We start from the raw sequence: 18,777 nt of genomic DNA on the forward strand, positions 1-18,777 counted from the left end.
CGGTGGCCTGATTAGACTCGGCCATTGGCTCGGGGGCTCCCGAGCCACTGTGACGTCGCCCTGACCGATCGGTCCCGACCCAGGAAGTCCCACTCATGAACGAAGGCTCGCAGACCGCCAGCCTGCTCCTGCTCGTCCTCCCGCTGCTGCTCATCGGCTTCATGCTGTACTCGGCCAGGAAGCGTCAGCGCACCATGGCGGAGTTCTCCGCATCCCTGCAGGTGGGTGACGAGGTCTTCACGACCTCGGGCATCCTCGGACGGATCACCGACCTGGACACGGACCGTGTCCGCCTCGAGGTCGCACCCGGCACGGTGCTCACCCTCGACCGGCGGGCCATCGGGATGAAGGCGGAGACCGGCGCCGAGGCATCCACCGACAACGGGCAGGACTGACGTGGAGGCTCGTCGCAGCAAGGACGCCGCCCGCAAGGACAACGCCACCCGCACCCTGATCTGGCTCTTCGTGGGCATCTTCGTGCTCATCGGGGCTCTGGGGTACGGCGTCGTCAGGGATAGCGCCACGTGGGCCCCCCGACTGGGCCTGGACCTGGCCGGGGGCACGCAGATCATCCTCGAGCCCCGGGTGGAGGGCGAGGAGGTCTCCCCGGAGCAGCTCTCCCAGGCCCGCGACATCATCGTCCAGCGCATCGACTCCCAGGGCACGACGGGTGCCGAGGTGACCACGCAGGGCGACACCAACATCGTCGTCGCCGTGCCCGGCTCCCTGACCGAGGAGCAGGAGGAGGCCATCTCGGCCTCGTCGCAGATGCAGTTCCGGCCGGTCCTGGCCACGGCGCTGGGCAGCCCGCAGGCTGGCCAGCCGACCCCGTCGGGCACCGAGTCGCCGACCTCGGGGGGCGAGTCGCCGACCTCGGGGGCCGGTGACGACGCGTCGACCTCGGACGAGAAGGCATCCGACGGCGAGACCTCCGACGGCGGCGCGCAGTCCGTCGAGGCCGCGTCCGAGCCGACCGAGGAGCCCACCTCCGACGCGTCGTCCGCGTCGGAGGAGAAGAGGCCCGCCGACGACCCCAGCGCCTCGCAGAGCGAGAGCCCGGCGGTCCAGGACCCGGCTGCGGGCATCGACTGGAGCCCGTCCGGCGAGCCGACCGGCCCGATGGACCCGAACCACGTCTCCAAGGAGCTGTGGGAGAAGTTCCAGGAGCTCGACTGCTCGAAGCCGCCGGAGCAGGCCCCCGTGCAGACGAAGGACCCGATCGTCGCCTGCGGGCAGGACGGACAGCTGAAGTACGTGCTCGGGCCCGTGGTCGTGCCCGGCAAGGACATCGCCGACGCGGAGGCCGGGTACCAGGTCAGCCCGCAGGGGGCCCAGACCAACACCCCCGAGATCTCGCTGACGCTCACGGACGAGGGGCGCGAGGCGTACAAGGAGGTCTCCACGGAGATGGTCGGCATGCAGCCGCTCAACTCCGCGTCGCCGGTCAACCCCCCGGCGTCCTACAACGCCCTGGCGGCCGTGCTCGACTCGCAGGTGCTCATCGCGCCCGGATTCAACGAGGCCATCCCGAGCGGACGGGCGAGCATCACCGGCTTCGACATCGAGGAGGCCCGCTCCCTGGCGCAGTCGCTGAAGTTCGGTGCGCTGCCGATGTCCTTCGACCTGCAGACGCGTCAGGACATCAGCCCGACGCTCGGCTCCGAGCAGCTGCGACTGGGCATCATCGCCGGCATCATCGGTCTCTTCATCGTGCTGGGGTACGCGCTCCTGCAGTACCGCGCGCTGGCCAGCGTCGTCGTGGGGTCGATGGTCGTCGCCTTCGGTATCACCTATCTCGCCATCGCCCTGCTGTCGTGGGGGTACAACTATCGCCTCGACATGGCCGGGGTGACAGGTCTGATCATCGCCATCGGTGTCACCGCCGACAGCTTCATCGTCTACTTCGAGAGAGTCAGGGACGAGCTGCGCGAAGGGCGCAACCTGCGTGCCGCGGTCGAGGCCGGGTGGGCCCGGGCCAAGGGCACGATCCTCGTGGCAGACGGCGTCAACGTCATCGCCGCGGTCGTCCTGTACGTCCTCGCCAGCTCCGGGGTGCGCGGCTTCGCCTTCACCCTCGGCCTGACGACCCTGATCGACCTGGCGATCTTCTGGCTCTTCACGCACCCGATGCTCACGATCCTCGCGCGGAACAAGTTCTTCGCCTCCGGCCACCCCTGGTCCGGCTTCGACGTGAACACGCTGCGCGAGGCCAAGCTGCGCTATCGCGGCCGCGGCCAGGTCGACATCGACCCGGCCGTCCGCCCGGCAGGAGGGACCGCCTGATGAGTCGCTTGGCGGACTGGGGCAACGACCTCTACACGGGCCGACGGTCCTTCGACTTCGTCGGCCGTTCCAGGACCTGGTACAAGGTCTCGGCGGTCATCATGGTGATCGCCGCGCTCGGCTTCGTCGTGCGCCCGTTGAACTTCTCGCTGGAGTTCACCGGCGGCTCGGAGTTCCGGGTGGCCACCCAGCAGGCACCCGACGACTACGAGTCCCGGGCGACGCAGGCGGTCCGCGAGGTCACCGGACCGACCGCGTCGGCGAACATCTCCACCATCGGTGGGGACATCGTGCGGGTCCAGACCGAGGAGCTCGAGGCCGCGGAGATCCGCGACGTCACCGGTGAGCTGGCCGAGTCCTTCGACGTGCAGTCGGAGGACATCAGCTCGAACCTCATCGGTCCCTCGTGGGGTGCATCGGTGAGCCAGGAGGCACTGCGGGCCCTCGTGGTCTTCCTGCTGCTGACGACGCTGATGATGACGCTGTACTACCGCAACTGGAAGATGGCCGTCTCCTCGATGGTCGCCCTCGCGCACGACATGCTCATCACGGTCGGGATCTACACGTGGGTCGGCTTCGAGGTCTCCCCGGCGACGCTCATCGGCTTCCTCACGGTCCTGGGCTACTCCCTCTACGACACGGTCGTCGTCTTCGACCACGTCAAGGAGAACACCCGCGCGGCCTTCTCGAACCGGCGCAAGAGCTTCGCCGCGGCAGCCAACCTCGCCGTGAACCAGACGCTCGTGCGCTCGATCAACACGACGGTCATCGCCGTGCTGCCGATCATCGCCGTGCTCGTCATCGGATTCGCCTACCTCGGTCCCGGCACGCTCCTCGACCTGTCCCTGGCGCTCTTCATCGGTATGACGGTGGGTGCGCTCTCCTCGATCTTCATCGCCACGCCCCTGCTGGTGGACCTGCGCCGCAAGGACCCAGAGGTGGTCCTGCTCGCCGAGGACGCGGAGAGGTCCGAGGCCCTGCGGCGACGGGACGAGGAGCGCCGCGCTGCCTCCGAGCCCGAGCCGGCACCCGTCGGTGGACCCGCGAGCGCGTCCTCGGCGGCGAAGGGGGTGAGCGGCCCCTCGTCGACCGTGACGGGGGATGCCGCCGCACCCGCCGACAGTGGCGCCCAGACGGTCACCGGGCGCACGGTGCACAAGTACGCCCAGTCGTCGGGACCGCGCAACCAACCGAAGAAGACGCCCCGGAACCGGCGGAGGGGCTGATGTCCGACAGCCTGGCCGAGCGGATCCTGGCGACCATGCGCGAGGTCGAGGACTTCCCGGAGCCGGGGGTGACGTTCAAGGACATCACTCCGGTGCTCGCGGACGGTGGGCTCCTCGCCGAGGCGGTCCGGGCCCACGCGGACCCCTACCGGGGCCAGGTCGACATGGTCGCGGGTCTCGAGGCGCGGGGCTTCATCTTCGGGGCGGCGGTCGCGCTGCACCTCGGCGTCGGCTTCCTGCCGGTGCGCAAGGCCGGCAAGCTGCCCGGTCCCACCGTCGGTGTGGACTACGAGCTGGAGTACGGGAGCGCGCGCGTCGAGGTCCATGCCGGGGACCTGCCCGACGGCGCTCGGGTGCTCGTGGTCGACGACGTCCTGGCGACCGGGGGCACGGCAGCCGCCGCCTGCCGACTCCTCGAGCAGTGCGGGGGCACCGTCGTCGCGGTGGAGGTCCTGACGGAGATCGTGGCCCTCGATGGTCGCGCGCTCCTGGAGGGCCGTACCGTGCGGAGTCTTGCCAGCGTCTAGGCTCTCTTCATGAGCGAGCGCAACACGAGCACCGGCGGGTTCTCCGCACGGTCGTTGGCGCGCGCGTCCTTGGCCCGGATCGGGAGTGGCCGGGCAGCCACTCCCGGCGTGCTCGACCCGCTGCTGACGATCGTGCGGCAGAGCCACCCGAAGGCCGACCTGTCCATCATCGAGCGCGCCTACGACGTCGCCGAGCAGAAGCACCAGGGGCAGCGCCGCAAGAGCGGCGACCCGTACATCACGCACCCGCTCGCCGTCACGACCATCCTCGCCGAGCTGGGGATGACCCCGCTGACCCTCGCGGCCGCCCTGCTCCACGACACGGTCGAGGACACCGACTACAGCCTCGAGGACCTCGAGGAGGAGTTCGGGGCAGAGGTCGCCAAGCTCGTCGACGGCGTGACCAAGCTGGACAAGGTCACCTACGGCGAGAGCGCGCAGGCCGAGACCGTGCGCAAGATGATCGTCGCCATGGCCCGGGACATCCGGGTCCTCGTCATCAAGCTCGCCGACCGGCTGCACAATGCCCGGACCTGGCGCTACGTGTCGGCGGAGTCCGCCCAGCGCAAGGCTCAGGAGACACTCGAGATCTACGCCCCGCTGGCGCACCGCCTCGGGATGAACACCATCAAGTGGGAGCTGGAGGACCTGTCCTTCGCGACCCTCTACCCCAAGGTCTACGAGGAGATCGTGCGCCTCGTCGCCGAGCGTGCCCCGGCCCGGGAGGAGTACCTCGCCACCGTGCGGTCGCAGGTCGTGCTGGACCTGCGCGAGGCGAGGATCAAGGCGACGGTCACCGGCCGCCCGAAGCACTACTACTCGGTCTACCAGAAGATGATCGTCGGCGGTCGGGAGTTCGGCGAGATCTACGACCTGGTGGCGGTGCGCGTCCTCGTCGACACCGTCCGTGACTGCTACGCCGCACTCGGCGCGCTGCACGCCCGGTGGAACCCCCTTCCCGGGCGGTTCAAGGACTACATCTCGCTGCCGAAGTTCAACATGTACCAGTCCCTGCACACGACCGTCATCGGTCCGCAGGGCAAGCCGGTCGAGATCCAGATCCGCACCCACCAGATGCACCGCCGGGCCGAGTACGGCGTCGCGGCGCACTGGAAGTACAAGGACCAGGCACGCGCGGACAGCGGCCAGGTCGTCGAGGACGGTCAGGTCGGCGAGATGGCGTGGCTGCGCCAGCTGCTGGACTGGCAGCGTGAGACCGCGGACCCCAGCGAGTTCTTGGACTCCCTGCGTTACGAGATCAGCACCAACGAGGTCTACGCCTTCACCCCCAAGGGTCAGGTCATCGCCCTCCCGGCCGGCTCCACGGCGGTGGACTTCGCCTACGCGGTGCACACCGAGGTCGGTCACCGGTGCATCGGTGCCCGCGTCAACGGTCGCCTGGTGCCCCTGGACTCCGCCCTGGACCACGGCGACGCGGTCGAGATCCTCACCTCCAAGGCCGAGGGCGCCGGGCCCTCGCGCGACTGGCTCAACTTCGTCCGGTCCGCCCGGGCGCGCAACAAGATCAAGCAGTGGTTCACCAAGGAGCGCCGGGAGGAGATGGTCGACTCCGGCAAGGAGGCCATCGCCAAGGTCGTGCGCAAGCAGAACCTCCCGCTGCAGCGCATCCTCACCGTGGAGAGCCTCACCTCCGTCGCGAGCGAGCTGCGGCGCCAGGACGTCGACGGCCTCTACGCAGCGGTCGGGGAGGGGCACGTGTCCGCGCAGCACGTGGTCTCCCGACTCATCGCCGCCGTGGGTGGCGAGGACGGGGCCACCGAGGACCTGGCCGAGGCCACCCTGCCCGGACCTCCCCGGCACCGCCGCAGCGGCACCGACCCGGGCGTCGTCGTCAAGGGCGTCGACGACATGTGGGTCAAGCTCGCCAAGTGCTGCACCCCGGTGCCCGGCGACGAGATCATGGGCTTCATCACCCGGGGCAACGGTGTCTCCGTGCACCGCACCGACTGCACGAACGCCAAGTCGTTGCGCAAGGAGTCCGAGCGGTTCATCGAGGTCGAGTGGGCCCCGAGCAGCTCCAGCCTCTTCCTCGTGCAGGTCCAGGTCGAGGCACTCGACCGGTCCGCGCTGCTCTCCGACGTCACCCGGGTGCTGTCGGAGTCCGGGGTGAACATCCTCTCCGCCACCGTGCACACCTCGCGCAACCGCGTGGCGATCCTGCGGTTCACCTTCGAGATGGGTGACACCGGCCACCTCAGCCACGTCATCCAGCAGGTCAAGCGGACCGAGTCGGTCTTCGACGCCTTCCGCATCACCGGCGGCCAGCTGCCGAGCAAGGACTGACTCGGGGGTCGCCACACGGCCCGATCACGATCGGAGCCCCGAGATCACCGTGTCGTGATCCCGGGGCTCCCGTCGCAGCGCCGATCGGCCCTTCGGTGTCGGTGCCGTCAGCCGCCGAACTCGTCCAGCCCCTTGCGGGCCTGGTCCAGCCACATCTGCTGGGCCCCGATCTGCTCGCGGATCCGCTTCGCCCGGGAGGAGTCCCCCTTGGCCTCGGCCCGCTCCAGGTCCGACTCGAGATCGGTCACCTTGGACTCGAGCTGGGTGACCATGGAGGCGGCGCGGGCCGACTTCTCCGGGTTGACGGACGACCACTTCTTGTCCTCGGCGTCACGCACGGCCTGCTCGACGCGGCGCATGCCCTTCTCCATGCGGTCGATGTCGCGCCGCGGCACCTTGCCCGCCGCCTCCCAGCGCTCCTGGATGTCACGCAGCGCGGACTTGGCCTTCTCCAGGTCCTTGACCGGCAGGAGCGCCTCGGCCTCGGCGAGGATGCCCTCCTTGACGGCGAGGTTGCCGCGGAAGGCCTCGTCCTCCTTGGCCGCCTCGGCGTCCTTGGCGTTGAAGAAGGCGTCCTGGGCGGTGCGGAACCGCTCCCAGAGCCGGTCGTCGTCGGCCCGGCCTGCGCGGCCGGCCCGGCGCCACTGGTCCATCAGGCGCTTGAACGCCCCGGCGGTGGCGTTCCAGTCCGTGGAGGTCGACAGCCGCTCGGCCTCCGCGACGAGCTCCTCCTTGTGGGCCTTGATCTCCCCACGGGACTGCTCGAGCTTGGCGAAGTGGGCACGACGCGCCTTGTCGAAGCCGTTGCGGGCCTTGGAGAAGCGCTGCCAGAGGGGTGCCTCGACGTCCTTGTCCAGGCGGACCTTGCCGCGCTGGTGCGCCTTCCACTCGTCCAGCAGCTCCCGCATGCGGGCGGTGGACTGCTTCCACTGGACCTTCTCGACCGGCTGCGCAGCGATCTTCTCCGCCTCGGCGACGATGACCTCGCGCTCGGCCGCGGCCACCTTCTTCGCCTCGGCGCGCGCGCTCGCCTCGTGCTCGCGCTTGTCGGCCAGACCCGCGTCGACCTCGGCGATCAGAGCGGCCAGAGCCGGCAGGTCGCCGACGACATTGGGCCTGTCGGCATGCTCGTGCAGGGACTTCAGCCCGTCCGCGATCTCCTTGGCGGTGACCTCGGGGGAGTCGAGGCGCTGGCGCAGCAGTCCGGCTGAGGCGAAGAGCTCGTCGTACTTGCGGGCGAAGTACTGCAGGGCCTCCTCGGGCGAGGCACCCGGGTAGGAGCCGACCTCGCGTTCCTCGTCCCCGTCGCGGACGAAGACGCGTCCTTCCTCGTCGACCCGGCCGAAGGCCGCGGACGCGCTGTGGTCGTCCGTGACCGCCTGGATCTCGGGGGCCGGGGTCACGGTCGGTCGGGTGGGAGCCAGCTTGGCCAGGGCTGCTGGCGAGGGCGCCGTGGGGCGCGGGGCATCTGTCTCGTCGCTCACACTCTCGAGGTTACCCATTCACGCGGCGGATGCAGGCCTCCACGTAGGGTTCGGTGCGTGCTGACCATCTCCTTCCCGGCGCAGGCCTTCGGGACGAACTGCTATGTCCTCGCGGACGGACCCGGCGAGGAGTGCCTCGTCGTCGACCCCGGCATCGGGATCGAGGAGACCCTCCGCGAGGTGCTCACGACCCACAGGCTCAAGCCGGCCGCGGTGCTGCTGACCCACGGTCACATCGACCACGTCTACTCGGTGACCCCGGTCTGCGGCGGCGAGCTGGCGGCCTACATCCACTCCGACGACCGCTACCGCCTCGTCGACCCGCTCGGCAGCTCCTCGCTCGGCGACCAGCTGACCGGGATGCTCGAGCAGCAGTTCGGCCGGAAGGCGACCTGGCGCGAGCCCGAGCACGTCGTCGAGGTGACCGACAGCGAGACCGTCTCGGTGGCCGGTATCGACCTGGACGTCGTCCACGCGCCCGGCCACACCGAGGGATCGGTGATGTTCTCCCTTCCCGGACTGCCCGACGGCATCCCGGACGAGGCCGAGGTCGACCGCACCCTCATCACCGGGGACGTGCTCTTCGCCGGGTCGATCGGCCGCACCGACCTCCCCGGGGGGTCGGCAGAGGCCATGCAGCGCTCCCTCCGCGACGTCGTCCATCCGCGGCCGGACTCCAGCCTCGTCCTGCCCGGCCACGGTCCGGCGACGACGCTGGCCCGCGAGAAGGCGACCAACCCGTACCTGCAAGGACTGTCATGAGCAACCCCCGACCGACCAAGGTCACGCCCCTGTCCGGGTTCCCCGAGTACCTGCCCGAGCAGCGGATCATCGAGCAGCACTTCCTCGACGTCATCCGCTCCACCTTCGAGCTGCACGGATTCCCGTCGATCGAGACGCGCTCGGTCGAGCCGGTGGAGCGCCTGCTCGGCAAGGGCGGCGATGCCGACAAGGAGATCTACGGCATCCACCGCCTCGCCGACGAGGGTGAGGGGCGGCCGGATGCGGAGCTCGGGCTGCACTTCGACCTGACCGTGCCCTTCGCCCGCTACGTGGTGGAGAACGCCGGCCGGCTGAACTTCCCCTTCCGTCGCCACCAGATCCAGAAGGTCTGGAGGGGCGAGCGTCCCCAGGAGGGGCGCTACCGGGAGTTCACCCAGTGCGACATCGACGTCGTCGACGTCGGGGAGCTGGCGCCCCACTTCGAGGCGGAGATGCCGCTGGTCATGGCCGAGATCTTCGCCAGGCTGCCCATCCCGGAGATGGTCATCCAGGTCAACAACCGCAAGATCCCCGAGGGCTTCTACCGCGGGCTGGGGATCGGCGCGGAGGACGAGACGGAGATCCAGGAGACCCTGCGCATCATCGACAAGCTGGACAAGATCGGCCCGGACGAGGTCGCTGCCCTCCTCGTCGGGGCCGGACGCACGCCCGAGCAGGCGCAGGCCTGCCTCGACCTGGCCACGATCCGCACGCAGGACACCTCCTTCGTCGAGCGCGTCCGCGACCTCGGCGTGGCACACCCCGTCCTCGACGAGGGCCTCAGCGCGCTGGCCGCGGTCATCGAGACCGGGGCGGCGGCCGCGCCCGGTGCGATGGTCGCCGACCTGCGCATCGCCCGCGGGCTCGACTACTACACCGGCACGGTCTACGAGACCCAGCTCGTCGGGTACGAGTCCTGGGGCTCCTTCTGCTCCGGCGGTCGCTACGACGAGCTCGCGAGCGACGGCAGGAACACCTACCCGGGCGTCGGCATCTCCATCGGCCTCTCCCGGCTCCTCGGCCTGCTGCTCGGCAAGGGTTTGGTCGGAGCGAGCCGCAAGACCCCTTCGGCGGTCCTCGTGGCGGTGACGGACGAAGGGAGCCGGCCGGCGTCCGTGGCCGTGGCCACCGCGCTGCGGTCGCGGGGGATCCCGTGCGAGGTGTCACCGGCCGCGGCGAAGTTCGGCAAGCAGATCCGCTTTGCGGAGCGTCGCGGGATCCCCTTCGTGTGGTTCCCGGGCGCAGGGGAGGCGGGGGACCAGGTCAAGGACATCCGCTCCGGCGACCAGGTCGACGCGGAGGCCTCCACGTGGGCCTGCCCGGAGGACGACCTGCACCCGCAGGTCGTGCGTCTGGAGGAGTGAGAGCGTCCCGGTGCACCACGTGCAGCACGGCCACCGGGCGCGCGTCCACACCCACGGGCCCTCATGGCCGATGCATCGTCCGTCGACCAGGCGCTCGGTCGAGGACCGGAAGCGTACTGTGCCGGTGGCCGGCAGTCGTCGTCTGCCGGCATCCCGAGCCACGAGATCAGGGACCCCCCACGCCACGTCACTCTCCTCGCCGAGAGCGCTGGCGGTCTCAACGGTCTCGGGGACGATGGCGAGACGGTGGCCGGTCAGCGCCAGTAGGGTCTCGACCTTGTGGAGGGGGAGGGCAGCCGCATCGACCTCGGCCCTGGCGAGGGCGGAGCGACTCCACCCGATCTCCTGTGCCGTCTCGCGTTGACTGTGACGGCTCTTCCGTCGATGACGTCACAGTACGAGACCGATCCGCCGCCCGAGGGTGATCCGCGCACGCTCGCGGGCGAGGACGTCCGACAGCACGGGCGAGGTCCTACCCGGCAGTGGTGAGGGGCCGGCCTTCTCGGTCGGTGCCGGACGGGGCCAGAAGAGGCAGGGCAGGCAGTCCTCACATGCACCATCGCCCTGATCGGCGCACCACGTGCAGGACATCGGGCACGTGATGTCCCCTTCGTCGTCGTCTCCGGACGGATCCATGTCCCTACTGCACACCCGGAAGGGCCGACGTGGACGCGGAGACGGACGATGCGTGGGCCGTGCCCGGACAGGAAGGTGCTTGTGGACGAGGGGCGCCAGCACCGACGCCGGCCCCGGTGTGCTGGGGCGGACGCAGCCGAAGATCCCACTGCCTACGCTCCTGCTCCACCTCACGGGCACTGACCGCGAGGTGGAGCAGGAGCGTAGGCACGAAGGACCACCCACGGACAGGCCTGCTGCAGAGCCCCCGCCCAAATGAGTGATCATTGCGAATCGGACACAGGCATGGTCTCCGTCACGCACGCCGCCCTAAACTCCCGGCGTGGCTTCGCCACCCGTGGGCACAATGGGGTGTCCACGGCTCAACGAAGCCACGTGAACGTCCGCGGAAGGGGAGCGCTGTCCGTGAGCACGACCCCCATGGAGCGGGCCGTGCGGACCTGGCTGACGCAGCTGGACGTCGAGCGAGGAGTCTCCGCCCACACCCTGACCGCCTACACCCGTGACGCACGGCGCTACCTCGACCACCTGGCGGCCCGGGGCGTCACCGCGCCCACCGAGGTCACCGAGGCCCACGTCGCCGACTTCCTCGCCTCGCTCCGCTCCGGTGACGACGAGCATCCGCCGCTGGCGGCCAGCTCGGCCGCCCGCTCCCTCACCGCCGTGCGCGGGCTGCACAGGTTCCTCGCCCTCGAGGGGCAGACCACCCACGACCCGGCCGAGGACGTCGCCCCGCCGGCGCCCCCTTCGCGCCTGCCCAAGGCCATCAGCGTCACGGAGGTCACCCGACTGCTCGACGCGGCCGGTGCCGGCGACGGGGCACTGCCGCTGCGCGACCGGGCGCTGCTCGAGGTGCTGTACGGCACGGGGGCCCGGATCTCGGAGGCGGTCGGTCTCGACGTGGACGACCTCGACCTCGAGGTGGGAGCGGCCCGGCTCCTCGGCAAGGGCGGCAAGGAGCGGATCGTGCCGCTCGGCTCCTACGCCTGCGAGGCCGTGCAGGCCTGGCTGGTGCGCGGGCGGCCCGAGCTGGGGGCGAAGGGGAAGGCGGGCCCGGCGCTCTTCCTCAACCAGCGCGGTGCCCGCCTGTCGCGGCAGAGCGCCTGGGCCGTCATCACCGCAGCCGCGGAACGCGCCGGTCTGACCGGGCACGTCTCGCCGCACACCCTCCGGCACTCCTTCGCCACGCACCTGCTCGAGGGGGGCGCCGATGTCCGCGTGGTCCAAGAGCTGCTCGGCCACGCCTCCGTGACGACCACGCAGATCTACACGATGGTGACCGTCCAGCAACTGCGTGAGGTCTACGCACAGAGTCATCCCCGCGCGCGCTGATAGTGTCATCGCTGATCGATCAGCGAGACGCTGAACGCACGCGAGACGCGATGGAGTGATCCGACTGTGGCATCCGAGGTGACGCCGCCGCTCGACATCGAGCACGAATGGACCCAGAACGGGCCGACCGGTCGACCCCTGCCGACCTTCCCGGAACCACAGCCGTTGGACTCCCACGGCCCGGCACGCATCATCGCCATGTGCAACCAGAAGGGCGGCGTCGGCAAGACGACCACGACGATCAACCTCGGCGCAGCGCTCGTCGAGGCCGGCCGTCGTGTCCTGCTCGTCGACTTCGACCCGCAGGGTGCGCTGTCCGTCGGTCTCGGCGTGCCCACGCACTCGCTCGACACGACGATCTACGACCTGCTCGTCTCCCGCGGCCACGACATCACCGAGATCATCCAGCACACCTCCGTCGAGGGCCTGGACGTCGCCCCGGCCAACATCGACCTGTCGGCCGCGGAGGTCCAGCTCGTCGGTGAGGTCGCCCGCGAGCAGATCCTGGCCCGCGTCCTGCGTCCAGTCGTCGACGACTACGACGTCATCCTCATCGACTGCCAGCCCTCCCTCGGGCTGCTCACCGTCAACGCGCTGACCGCCGCCCACGGCGTGATCATCCCGCTGGAGACGGAGTACTTCGCCATGCGCGGCGTCGCCCTCCTCGTCGAGACGATCAACAAGATCACCGACCGGCTCAACCCCGCCCTGAGCATCGACGGGATCCTCGGGACGATGTACGACGGTCGCACCCTGCACAGCCGCGAGGTCGTCGAGTCGGTTGTGGAGCACTTCGGCGACAAGGTCTTCCACACCGTCATCTCCCGGACGGTGAAGTTCCCCGACGCGACGCTCGCCGCCGAGCCGATCACCACCTACGCCACGGGCCACTCCGGCGCCAATGCCTACCGGCAGCTGGCCCGCGAGCTCATCTCGCGGGGCGGGTCTCCCTGACGGCCGTGGACGGCGCCGACACCGCGGTCCCCGGCGGGGTCATCACCACACGCGGGTCCGAGAAGGCCTTCACCGTCCACCTGGACAACTTCGAGGGTCCCTTCGACCTGCTGCTCGGCCTGATCTCCAAGCACCAGCTGGACATCACCGAGATCGCGCTGGCCAGGGTCACCGACGAGTTCATGGCGCACCTGCGCGCGCTGCAGGCGAGCGAGCCCGCGTGGGACCTGGGGCAGACCAGCGAGTTCCTGCTCGTCGCCGCGACGCTGCTCGACATCAAGGCCGCCCGGCTGCTGCCCGACACCCGGGAGACGGACGAGGACGACCTCGAGCTGATCGAGGCCCGGGACCTGCTCTTCGCGCGGCTGCTGCAGTACCGCGCGTTCAAGGAGGTTGCCGACCACGTCGAGGCGACGATGGCCACGACCGGCCGGATGACCCCGCGTCAGGCCGGCCTCGAGCCGCACCTCGCCACGCTCCTGCCGGAGCTGGTCATGAACGTCACCCCCGAGCAGCTGGCCATGGTGGCCGCACGGACACTGACCCCCAAGGAGCCGGAGACCGTCGGCCTGACCCACCTGCACGCGTCTGCGGTGAGCGTGCGTGAGCAGGCGCTCCTCGTCGTCGACCGCCTGCGCACGGAGGGCGCGCTCTCCTTCCGGACGCTCGTCCGGGACGCGGACTCCACCCTGATGGTCGTCGCACGATTCCTGGCGCTGCTGGAGCTCTTCCGCGACCAGCAGGTCGTCTTCGACCAGGCCGAGGCGCTCGGCGAGCTGGACGTGCGGTGGACCGGGAGCGAGGAGGGCACCGTGGACGTCGGTGCCGAGTTCGACGAGGGGGAGGCACCACCCCCTTCGCCCGATGATGGAGAGAGCAACGATGAGTGAGCCCACCGACCACGCCGACCCGCCCGTGGAGGCGGACGTGCCCGAGCCCGAGGGCGAGGACGTCCAGGTCGCCTTCGACGTCGGCGAGCTGCCCGGGGGAGCGAAGGGGGCGATCGAGGCCGTCCTCATGGTCGTCGAGGAGCCCGTGACCGACGTCGCGCTGGCGTCCGTGCTCGAGCTCCCCGTCGAGGAGGTGCGCGCCGTCCTGGCGGAGATCGAGGACCAGTACTCCGGCGGGGAGCACGGCTTCACCGTCCGCAACGTCGGCGGCGGGTGGCGCTTCTACAGCCACGCGGCCTACGCGCCGGTCGTCGAGCGCTTCGTCCTCGACGGGCAGCAGGCGAAGCTGACCAGGGCCTCGCTGGAGACCCTGGCGGTCATCGCCTACCGCCAGCCGGTCTCGCGGGCCCGGGTCGGAGCCGTGCGCGGGGTCAACGTCGACGGCGTGGTGCGTACCCTGCTGACACGCGGCCTGATCACGGAGGTCACCAAGGACGAGGAGTCCGGTGCGACCCTCTACGGGACGACCGCCTACTTCCTCGAGCGGATGGGGCTGAACTCCCTGGACGACCTGCCCCCGCTCGCCCCCTACCTTCCCGATGCCGCAGTGCTCGACGATCTCGTGAGTGAGGCCCGACCATGACACCGCCCAGCAACCGACGCCCTTCCGGCGGATCCGGCGCACCCAGCGGCCGCGGACCCAACCGCGGCCCCGGTCAGCGCCGGCGTGGCCAAGGAGGTCGCCAGCAGCCCGAGCGCGGCACCACCGGGCGCACCCGGCCCGGGCAGCCCGACCTCGCCCCGCCGGAGCCCACGGGCCCGCAGATCGACGTCCACGACCCCAAGGGCACCCGGCTGCAGAAGGTCCTCGCCGCGGCGGGCATCGGCTCGCGCCGGGCGTGCGAGCAGCTGATCACCGACGGCCGCGTCATGGTCGACGGCCACGTGGTCACCGAGCTCGGCGTGCGGGTCGACCCCCTCAACCAGACGGTGCACGTCGACGGCGAGCGGGTGCAGCTGGACGAGTCGCGCGTGTACCTCGCCTTCAACAAGCCCGTCGGTGTCGTCACGACGATGTCCGACGAGCTCGGTCGGCTCAGCATCGGCGACTACGTCGCGGGGCGGCCCGAGCGCCTCTTCCACGTCGGCCGGCTCGACGCCGACACGGAGGGCCTGCTCATCCTCACCAACGACGGGGACCTGGCCCACCGACTCCAGCACCCCGCCCACGGTGTGCTCAAGACCTACGTCGCCGAGGTGCCCGGCCCGGTCGCCAAGGACCTGGGCAAGCGCCTGCGCGAGGGCATCGAGCTCGACGACGGGCCGGTCTCGGTCGACTCCTTCCGGATCATCGACTCGCGCCCCGGCAAGGCGATCGTCGAGGTGATCCTCCACGAGGGGCGCAAGCACATCGTGCGGCGCATGCTCGAGCAGGTCGGTCACCCGGTGCTGTCCCTCGTGCGCACGCAGGTCGGTCCGATCACGCTCGGCTCGACGAAGTCCGGCCGGTGGCGGCCGCTGAACCGCGACGAGATCGGCAAGCTGTACAAGGCCGCGGGGCTGTGACGACCTCGGCAGAGGCGAAGGGGGCCGCCTCCGGCCTCCCACCCGTGCACATCGTCGGCGCCGGGCTGATCGGCACGAGCGCCGGACTGGCCCTCCGGGGAGTCGGCGTGGACGTCTCCCTCGAGGACCAGTCCGAGACCTCGGTGGCGCTGGCCCGTGACCTCGGCGCCGGCAGGATCACCGGCGAGGTCTCACCCGGACTCGTGGTCGTCGCCACGCCCCCGGACGTCGCGCCCGGGATCGTGGTGGAGTCGTTGCGCCGGTGGCCGGAGGCCGTCGTCACGGACGTCACCTCGGTCAAGCAGGTCATCCTCGCCGACGTCGTGCGCGCCGGCGTGCCCATCGACCGGTACATCGGGTCCCACCCGATGGCCGGGCGCGAGCGCTCGGGCGCCATCAGCGGCCGCGCCGACCTCTTCGAGGGCCGGTCCTGGGTGCTCTGCCCGCACGAGACCACCGACCCCCGGGCCACCGAGCTCGTGGCCCGCCTCGCCCGGGCGACGGGTGCCGCGGTGCGCACGCTCAGCCCGCCGGACCACGACGCCGCCGTCGCCGCCGTCTCGCACGTGCCCCAGGTCGCCGCCTCGCTCGTCGCCGCCCGCCTGGAGCACCTGAGCGAGCAGGCCATCGGTCTCGCCGGCCAGGGCGTGCGCGATGTCACCCGGATCGCCGCCAGCGACCCGGGCCTGTGGACGCAGATCCTGTCCGGCAACGCACCCGCCGTGGCAGCGATCCTGCGCGACCTGTCCGCGGACCTCACCCGTGTCGTCGGCGCCCTGGACGCCCTGGGTGACAGCGAGGACGACGTGGCCGATGCACCCGGCGCCCGTGCCGTCCTGGCGCGCAGCATCGCCGACGGCAACGCCGGCCACTCGCGCCTGCCGGGCAAGCACGGTGCGGGGACGGCCGCATACTCGGTCGTCAGCGTCGTCGTCGACGACAGCCCCGGAGAGCTGGCCCGGCTGCTCGTCGAGATCGGCGAGGAAGGCGTCAACCTCGAGGACCTGCGCCTCGACCACGGCATCGGGCTGCCCTTCGGACTCGCCGAGGTCCACGTGCTGCCCCAGGTCGCGGGGCCCCTCACCGAGGCCCTGCAGTCGCGGGGCTGGCAGATCCACAGCTGAGCACCGACTAGGCTGACCCCTCGTGACCAGCCAGCCCACCCCCTTCGTCATTGCCGTCGACGGACCCTCCGGATCGGGGAAGTCGAGTGTCTCGAGGACCGTCGCCAGCACGATCGGCGCCGGCTACCTGGACACGGGGGCGATGTACCGGGCCCTGACGTGGTGGTGCCTGCACGACGAGGTCGACCTGCTCGACCACGAGGCCGTCGCCGCAGCAGCACGGTCGCTGCCGCTGGAGATCGGGGACGACCCCGTGGCGCCGTGCGTGCACGTCGACGGCACCGACGTCGCCGAGGAGATCCGCAGCAGCGGGATCTCCTCGCAGGTCTCGCGGGTGGCCACCGTGCCGGCCGTGCGTACCGAGATGCGCCGTCGCCAACGGGCGCTCATCGACGACATCGCGGCCCGCAGGGGTGCGTGCGTCGCCGAGGGGCGGGACATCACCACCGTGGTCGCTCCCGACGCGCACGTGCGCATCCTGCTCACCGCGAGCGAGGAGGCGCGGCTGCGTCGCCGCTCGCTCGAGGTGCACGGTGCCAGCGACGAGGCCGCCATCGCCGCCACGCGCGACCAGGTGGTGCGCCGTGACCGTGACGACTCGACCGTCTCCCAGTTCACCGTGGCCGCTGACGGTGTCGTCGTGGTGGACACCTCGGAGCTGGACTTCGACGGCTCGGTGGACGCCGTCATGGCCGTGGTCCGCGCCGCCCGGGCGAGCTGAGCGCGACGAGTCCGGTCATCGGCCCGATGACTGCGACAATGTGCACAACCCCACCGATTTCACCAGGAGCACCGTGGACACCACCCCCGAGCCGACCGACGCCGGTCACGACCAGCACGCCGAGGGCGTCGAGCGCGTCCTGCGCGCGGGTCTGGACGACTTCGAGCTGACGCCGGAGGACCGGGCGCTCATCGACGGCTTCCAGGAGTCGTCGGAGGAGGCCCCCAGCGGCCCGCTCCCCGTCGTCGCGATCATCGGACGGCCGAATGTCGGCAAGTCGACGCTCGTCAACCGCATCCTGCGCCGCCGCGAGGCGGTCGTGGAGGACACGCCGGGCGTCACCCGGGACCGCGTCGCCTACGAGGCGGAGTGGGCCGGACGCGACTTCACGCTGCTCGACACGGGCGGCTGGGAGATCGGTGCCGAGGGGATCAACCTGCGGGTGGCCGAGCAGGCCGAGATCGCCATCGAGATGGCCGACGTCGTCATCTTCGTCGTCGACGCCATCGTCGGCGCCACCGACGACGACGAGGCGGTCGTCCGGCTGCTGCGCCGCTCGGGCAAGCCGGTGGTGCTCGTGGCCAACAAGGTCGACGACCAGCGTTTCGAGGCCGACGCCGCTGCTTTGTGGAACCTCGGTCTCGGTGAGCCGATGCCCCTGTCCGCCCTCCACGGACGGGGGAGCGGCGATGTCCTCGACGCCGTCCTCGACGTCCTCCCGGAGGTCTCCGCCACGGGCACGGCCCCGATGGCGGGCGGGCCGCGGCGGGTCGCGCTCCTGGGCCGACCCAACGTCGGCAAGTCGAGTCTGCTCAACCGCCTCGCCGGGGAGGACCGGGTGGTCGTCGACGACGTCGCCGGGACCACCCGCGACCCGGTCGACGAGATCATCGAGCTCGGTGGCCGTCCGTGGAAGTTCGTCGACACCGCCGGTATCCGTCGTCGGGTCAAGCACACGCGTGGCGCGGACTTCTACGCGTCGCTGCGCACCCAGGCGGCACTGGAGAAGGCCGAGGTCGCGGTGGTGCTCATCGACACCCACGAGCCGATCACGGAGCAGGACCTGCGGATCATCAGCCAGGTCGTGGAGAGCGGTCGGGCACTGGTCATCGCCTACAACAAGTGGGACCTGCTCGACGAGGAGCGGCGCTACTACCTCGAGAAGGAGATCGACCGGGAGCTCATCCAGGTCACCTGGGCGCCGCGCGTGAACGTCTCGGCCCTCACCGGTCGCCACGTCGAGAAGCTCACTCCCGCCCTGGACACCGCCCTGGACTCGTGGGACAGCCGGATCCCGACCTCCCGCCTCAACGGGATGCTCGGCGAGATCGTGGCGGGCCACCCGCACCCCGTGCGTGGGGGCAAGCAGCCGCGGATCCTCTTCGCGACCCAGGCGTCCACCCGGCCGCCGCGTTTCGTCATCTTCGCGTCGGGGTTCCTCGAGGCCGGGTACCGGCGCTTCCTGGAGCGTCGCCTGCGCGAGGAGTTCGGCTTCGAGGGCACGCCCATCGAGATCTCGGTGAGGGTGCGCGAGAAGCGCCGCCGGCGCTGAGCTCCGCTCCGCCAGTGGGTCGCCGGGACACGCCACGGGTCGATTGGGACGG

16 protein-coding genes are annotated in these 18,777 nt (G+C 70.8%); 15 read left to right on the forward strand and 1 reads right to left on the reverse strand.

The genetic code is table 11. From position 1 onward, the window contains the following. Positions 1 to 95: 95 nt before the first annotated feature. From yajC to O9K63_RS04365, 5 genes are read left to right on the forward strand one after another with little or no spacing between them, the layout of a single operon-like run. Positions 96 to 395: a preprotein translocase subunit YajC gene (gene yajC / locus O9K63_RS04345; protein WP_277240881.1), complete on the forward strand. Its 300-nt coding sequence runs from the start codon at positions 96 to 98 to the stop codon at positions 393 to 395. 1 nt (position 396) lies between these two features. After that, positions 397 to 2,283 (forward strand): protein translocase subunit SecD, encoded by a 1,887-nt coding sequence (gene secD / locus O9K63_RS04350; RefSeq protein ID WP_277240883.1) that lies wholly within the window; start codon positions 397 to 399, stop codon positions 2,281 to 2,283. Beyond that, positions 2,283 to 3,509 carry a protein translocase subunit SecF gene (gene secF, locus O9K63_RS04355; protein WP_277240885.1) on the forward strand — a complete coding sequence of 409 codons (1,227 nt, stop codon included), beginning with the start codon at positions 2,283 to 2,285 and terminating at the stop codon, positions 3,507 to 3,509. The genes secD and secF overlap by 1 nt, the downstream gene beginning before the upstream one ends. Beyond that, entirely contained in the window at positions 3,509 to 4,036 is a 528-nt protein-coding gene (locus tag O9K63_RS04360) for an adenine phosphoribosyltransferase (RefSeq protein ID WP_277240887.1), read from the forward strand. The genes secF and O9K63_RS04360 overlap by 1 nt, the downstream gene beginning before the upstream one ends. 9 nt (positions 4,037 to 4,045) lie before the next feature. Continuing rightward, positions 4,046 to 6,340, forward strand: a complete 2,295-nt coding sequence (locus O9K63_RS04365) for a RelA/SpoT family protein (protein WP_277240889.1) — start codon at positions 4,046 to 4,048, stop codon at positions 6,338 to 6,340. A gap of 107 nt (positions 6,341 to 6,447) precedes the next feature. Here the strand turns inward: O9K63_RS04365 and O9K63_RS04370 are convergent, their stop codons facing one another. Then, positions 6,448 to 7,824, reverse strand: a complete 1,377-nt coding sequence (locus tag O9K63_RS04370; RefSeq protein ID WP_277240891.1) for a DUF349 domain-containing protein — start codon at positions 7,822 to 7,824, stop codon at positions 6,448 to 6,450. Between the two features lie 57 nt (positions 7,825 to 7,881). Between O9K63_RS04370 and O9K63_RS04375 the strand changes: the two genes are divergently transcribed. The 10 genes from O9K63_RS04375 to der all read left to right on the forward strand — a co-directional run bounded on the left by O9K63_RS04375 (position 7,882) and on the right by der (position 18,725). Continuing rightward, positions 7,882 to 8,586: an MBL fold metallo-hydrolase gene (locus O9K63_RS04375; RefSeq protein ID WP_277240892.1), complete on the forward strand. Its 705-nt coding sequence runs from the start codon at positions 7,882 to 7,884 to the stop codon at positions 8,584 to 8,586. Then, entirely contained in the window at positions 8,583 to 9,950 is a 1,368-nt protein-coding gene (gene hisS, locus O9K63_RS04380) for a histidine--tRNA ligase (protein WP_277240893.1), read from the forward strand. The genes O9K63_RS04375 and hisS overlap by 4 nt, the downstream gene beginning before the upstream one ends. A gap of 1,056 nt (positions 9,951 to 11,006) precedes the next feature. Beyond that, positions 11,007 to 11,918 (forward strand): site-specific tyrosine recombinase XerD, encoded by a 912-nt coding sequence (xerD, locus tag O9K63_RS04385; RefSeq protein ID WP_277242257.1) that lies wholly within the window; start codon positions 11,007 to 11,009, stop codon positions 11,916 to 11,918. A 66-nt stretch (positions 11,919 to 11,984) separates the two neighbouring features. Further along, positions 11,985 to 12,872 carry a ParA family protein gene (locus O9K63_RS04390; RefSeq protein ID WP_277240895.1) on the forward strand — a complete coding sequence of 296 codons (888 nt, stop codon included), beginning with the start codon at positions 11,985 to 11,987 and terminating at the stop codon, positions 12,870 to 12,872. 5 nt (positions 12,873 to 12,877) lie between these two features. Beyond that, positions 12,878 to 13,762 (forward strand): segregation and condensation protein A, encoded by an 885-nt coding sequence (locus O9K63_RS04395; protein WP_277240897.1) that lies wholly within the window; start codon positions 12,878 to 12,880, stop codon positions 13,760 to 13,762. After that, entirely contained in the window at positions 13,755 to 14,405 is a 651-nt protein-coding gene (gene scpB / locus O9K63_RS04400) for an SMC-Scp complex subunit ScpB (protein WP_277240898.1), read from the forward strand. Before O9K63_RS04395 ends, scpB begins: the two co-directional genes overlap by 8 nt. Continuing rightward, a complete protein-coding gene (locus O9K63_RS04405) occupies positions 14,402 to 15,328 on the forward strand; it encodes a pseudouridine synthase (protein WP_277240900.1) in 927 nt (308 codons plus the stop codon). The genes scpB and O9K63_RS04405 overlap by 4 nt, the downstream gene beginning before the upstream one ends. Continuing rightward, positions 15,325 to 16,452, forward strand: a complete 1,128-nt coding sequence (locus O9K63_RS04410; protein ID WP_277240902.1) for a prephenate dehydrogenase — start codon at positions 15,325 to 15,327, stop codon at positions 16,450 to 16,452. Before O9K63_RS04405 ends, O9K63_RS04410 begins: the two co-directional genes overlap by 4 nt. Before the next feature lie 22 nt (positions 16,453 to 16,474). Continuing rightward, entirely contained in the window at positions 16,475 to 17,173 is a 699-nt protein-coding gene (cmk, locus tag O9K63_RS04415) for a (d)CMP kinase (RefSeq protein ID WP_277240905.1), read from the forward strand. 73 nt (positions 17,174 to 17,246) lie between these two features. Further along, positions 17,247 to 18,725: a ribosome biogenesis GTPase Der gene (gene der, locus O9K63_RS04420; protein WP_277240907.1), complete on the forward strand. Its 1,479-nt coding sequence runs from the start codon at positions 17,247 to 17,249 to the stop codon at positions 18,723 to 18,725. Positions 18,726 to 18,777 lie beyond the last annotated feature (52 nt).

It is taken from the genome of Janibacter cremeus, assembly GCF_029395675.1.
Taxonomy (GTDB): domain Bacteria; phylum Actinomycetota; class Actinomycetes; order Actinomycetales; family Dermatophilaceae; genus Janibacter; species Janibacter cremeus_A.

What these genes read in the sequence shown, in the direction of transcription:
- yajC (WP_277240881.1), top strand. Translation starts at nt 96, where the DNA reads ATGAACGAAGGCTCGCAGACCGCCAGCCTGCTCCTGCTCGTCCTCCCG.
- secF (WP_277240885.1), top strand. Translation starts at nt 2,283, where the DNA reads ATGAGTCGCTTGGCGGACTGGGGCAACGACCTCTACACGGGCCGACGG.
- O9K63_RS04360 (WP_277240887.1), top strand. Translation starts at nt 3,509, where the DNA reads ATGTCCGACAGCCTGGCCGAGCGGATCCTGGCGACCATGCGCGAGGTC.
- O9K63_RS04365 (WP_277240889.1), top strand. Translation starts at nt 4,046, where the DNA reads ATGAGCGAGCGCAACACGAGCACCGGCGGGTTCTCCGCACGGTCGTTG.
- hisS (WP_277240893.1), top strand. Translation starts at nt 8,583, where the DNA reads ATGAGCAACCCCCGACCGACCAAGGTCACGCCCCTGTCCGGGTTCCCC.
- xerD (WP_277242257.1), top strand. Translation starts at nt 11,007, where the DNA reads ATGGAGCGGGCCGTGCGGACCTGGCTGACGCAGCTGGACGTCGAGCGA.
- scpB (WP_277240898.1), top strand. Translation starts at nt 13,755, where the DNA reads ATGAGTGAGCCCACCGACCACGCCGACCCGCCCGTGGAGGCGGACGTG.
- O9K63_RS04405 (WP_277240900.1), top strand. Translation starts at nt 14,402, where the DNA reads ATGACACCGCCCAGCAACCGACGCCCTTCCGGCGGATCCGGCGCACCC.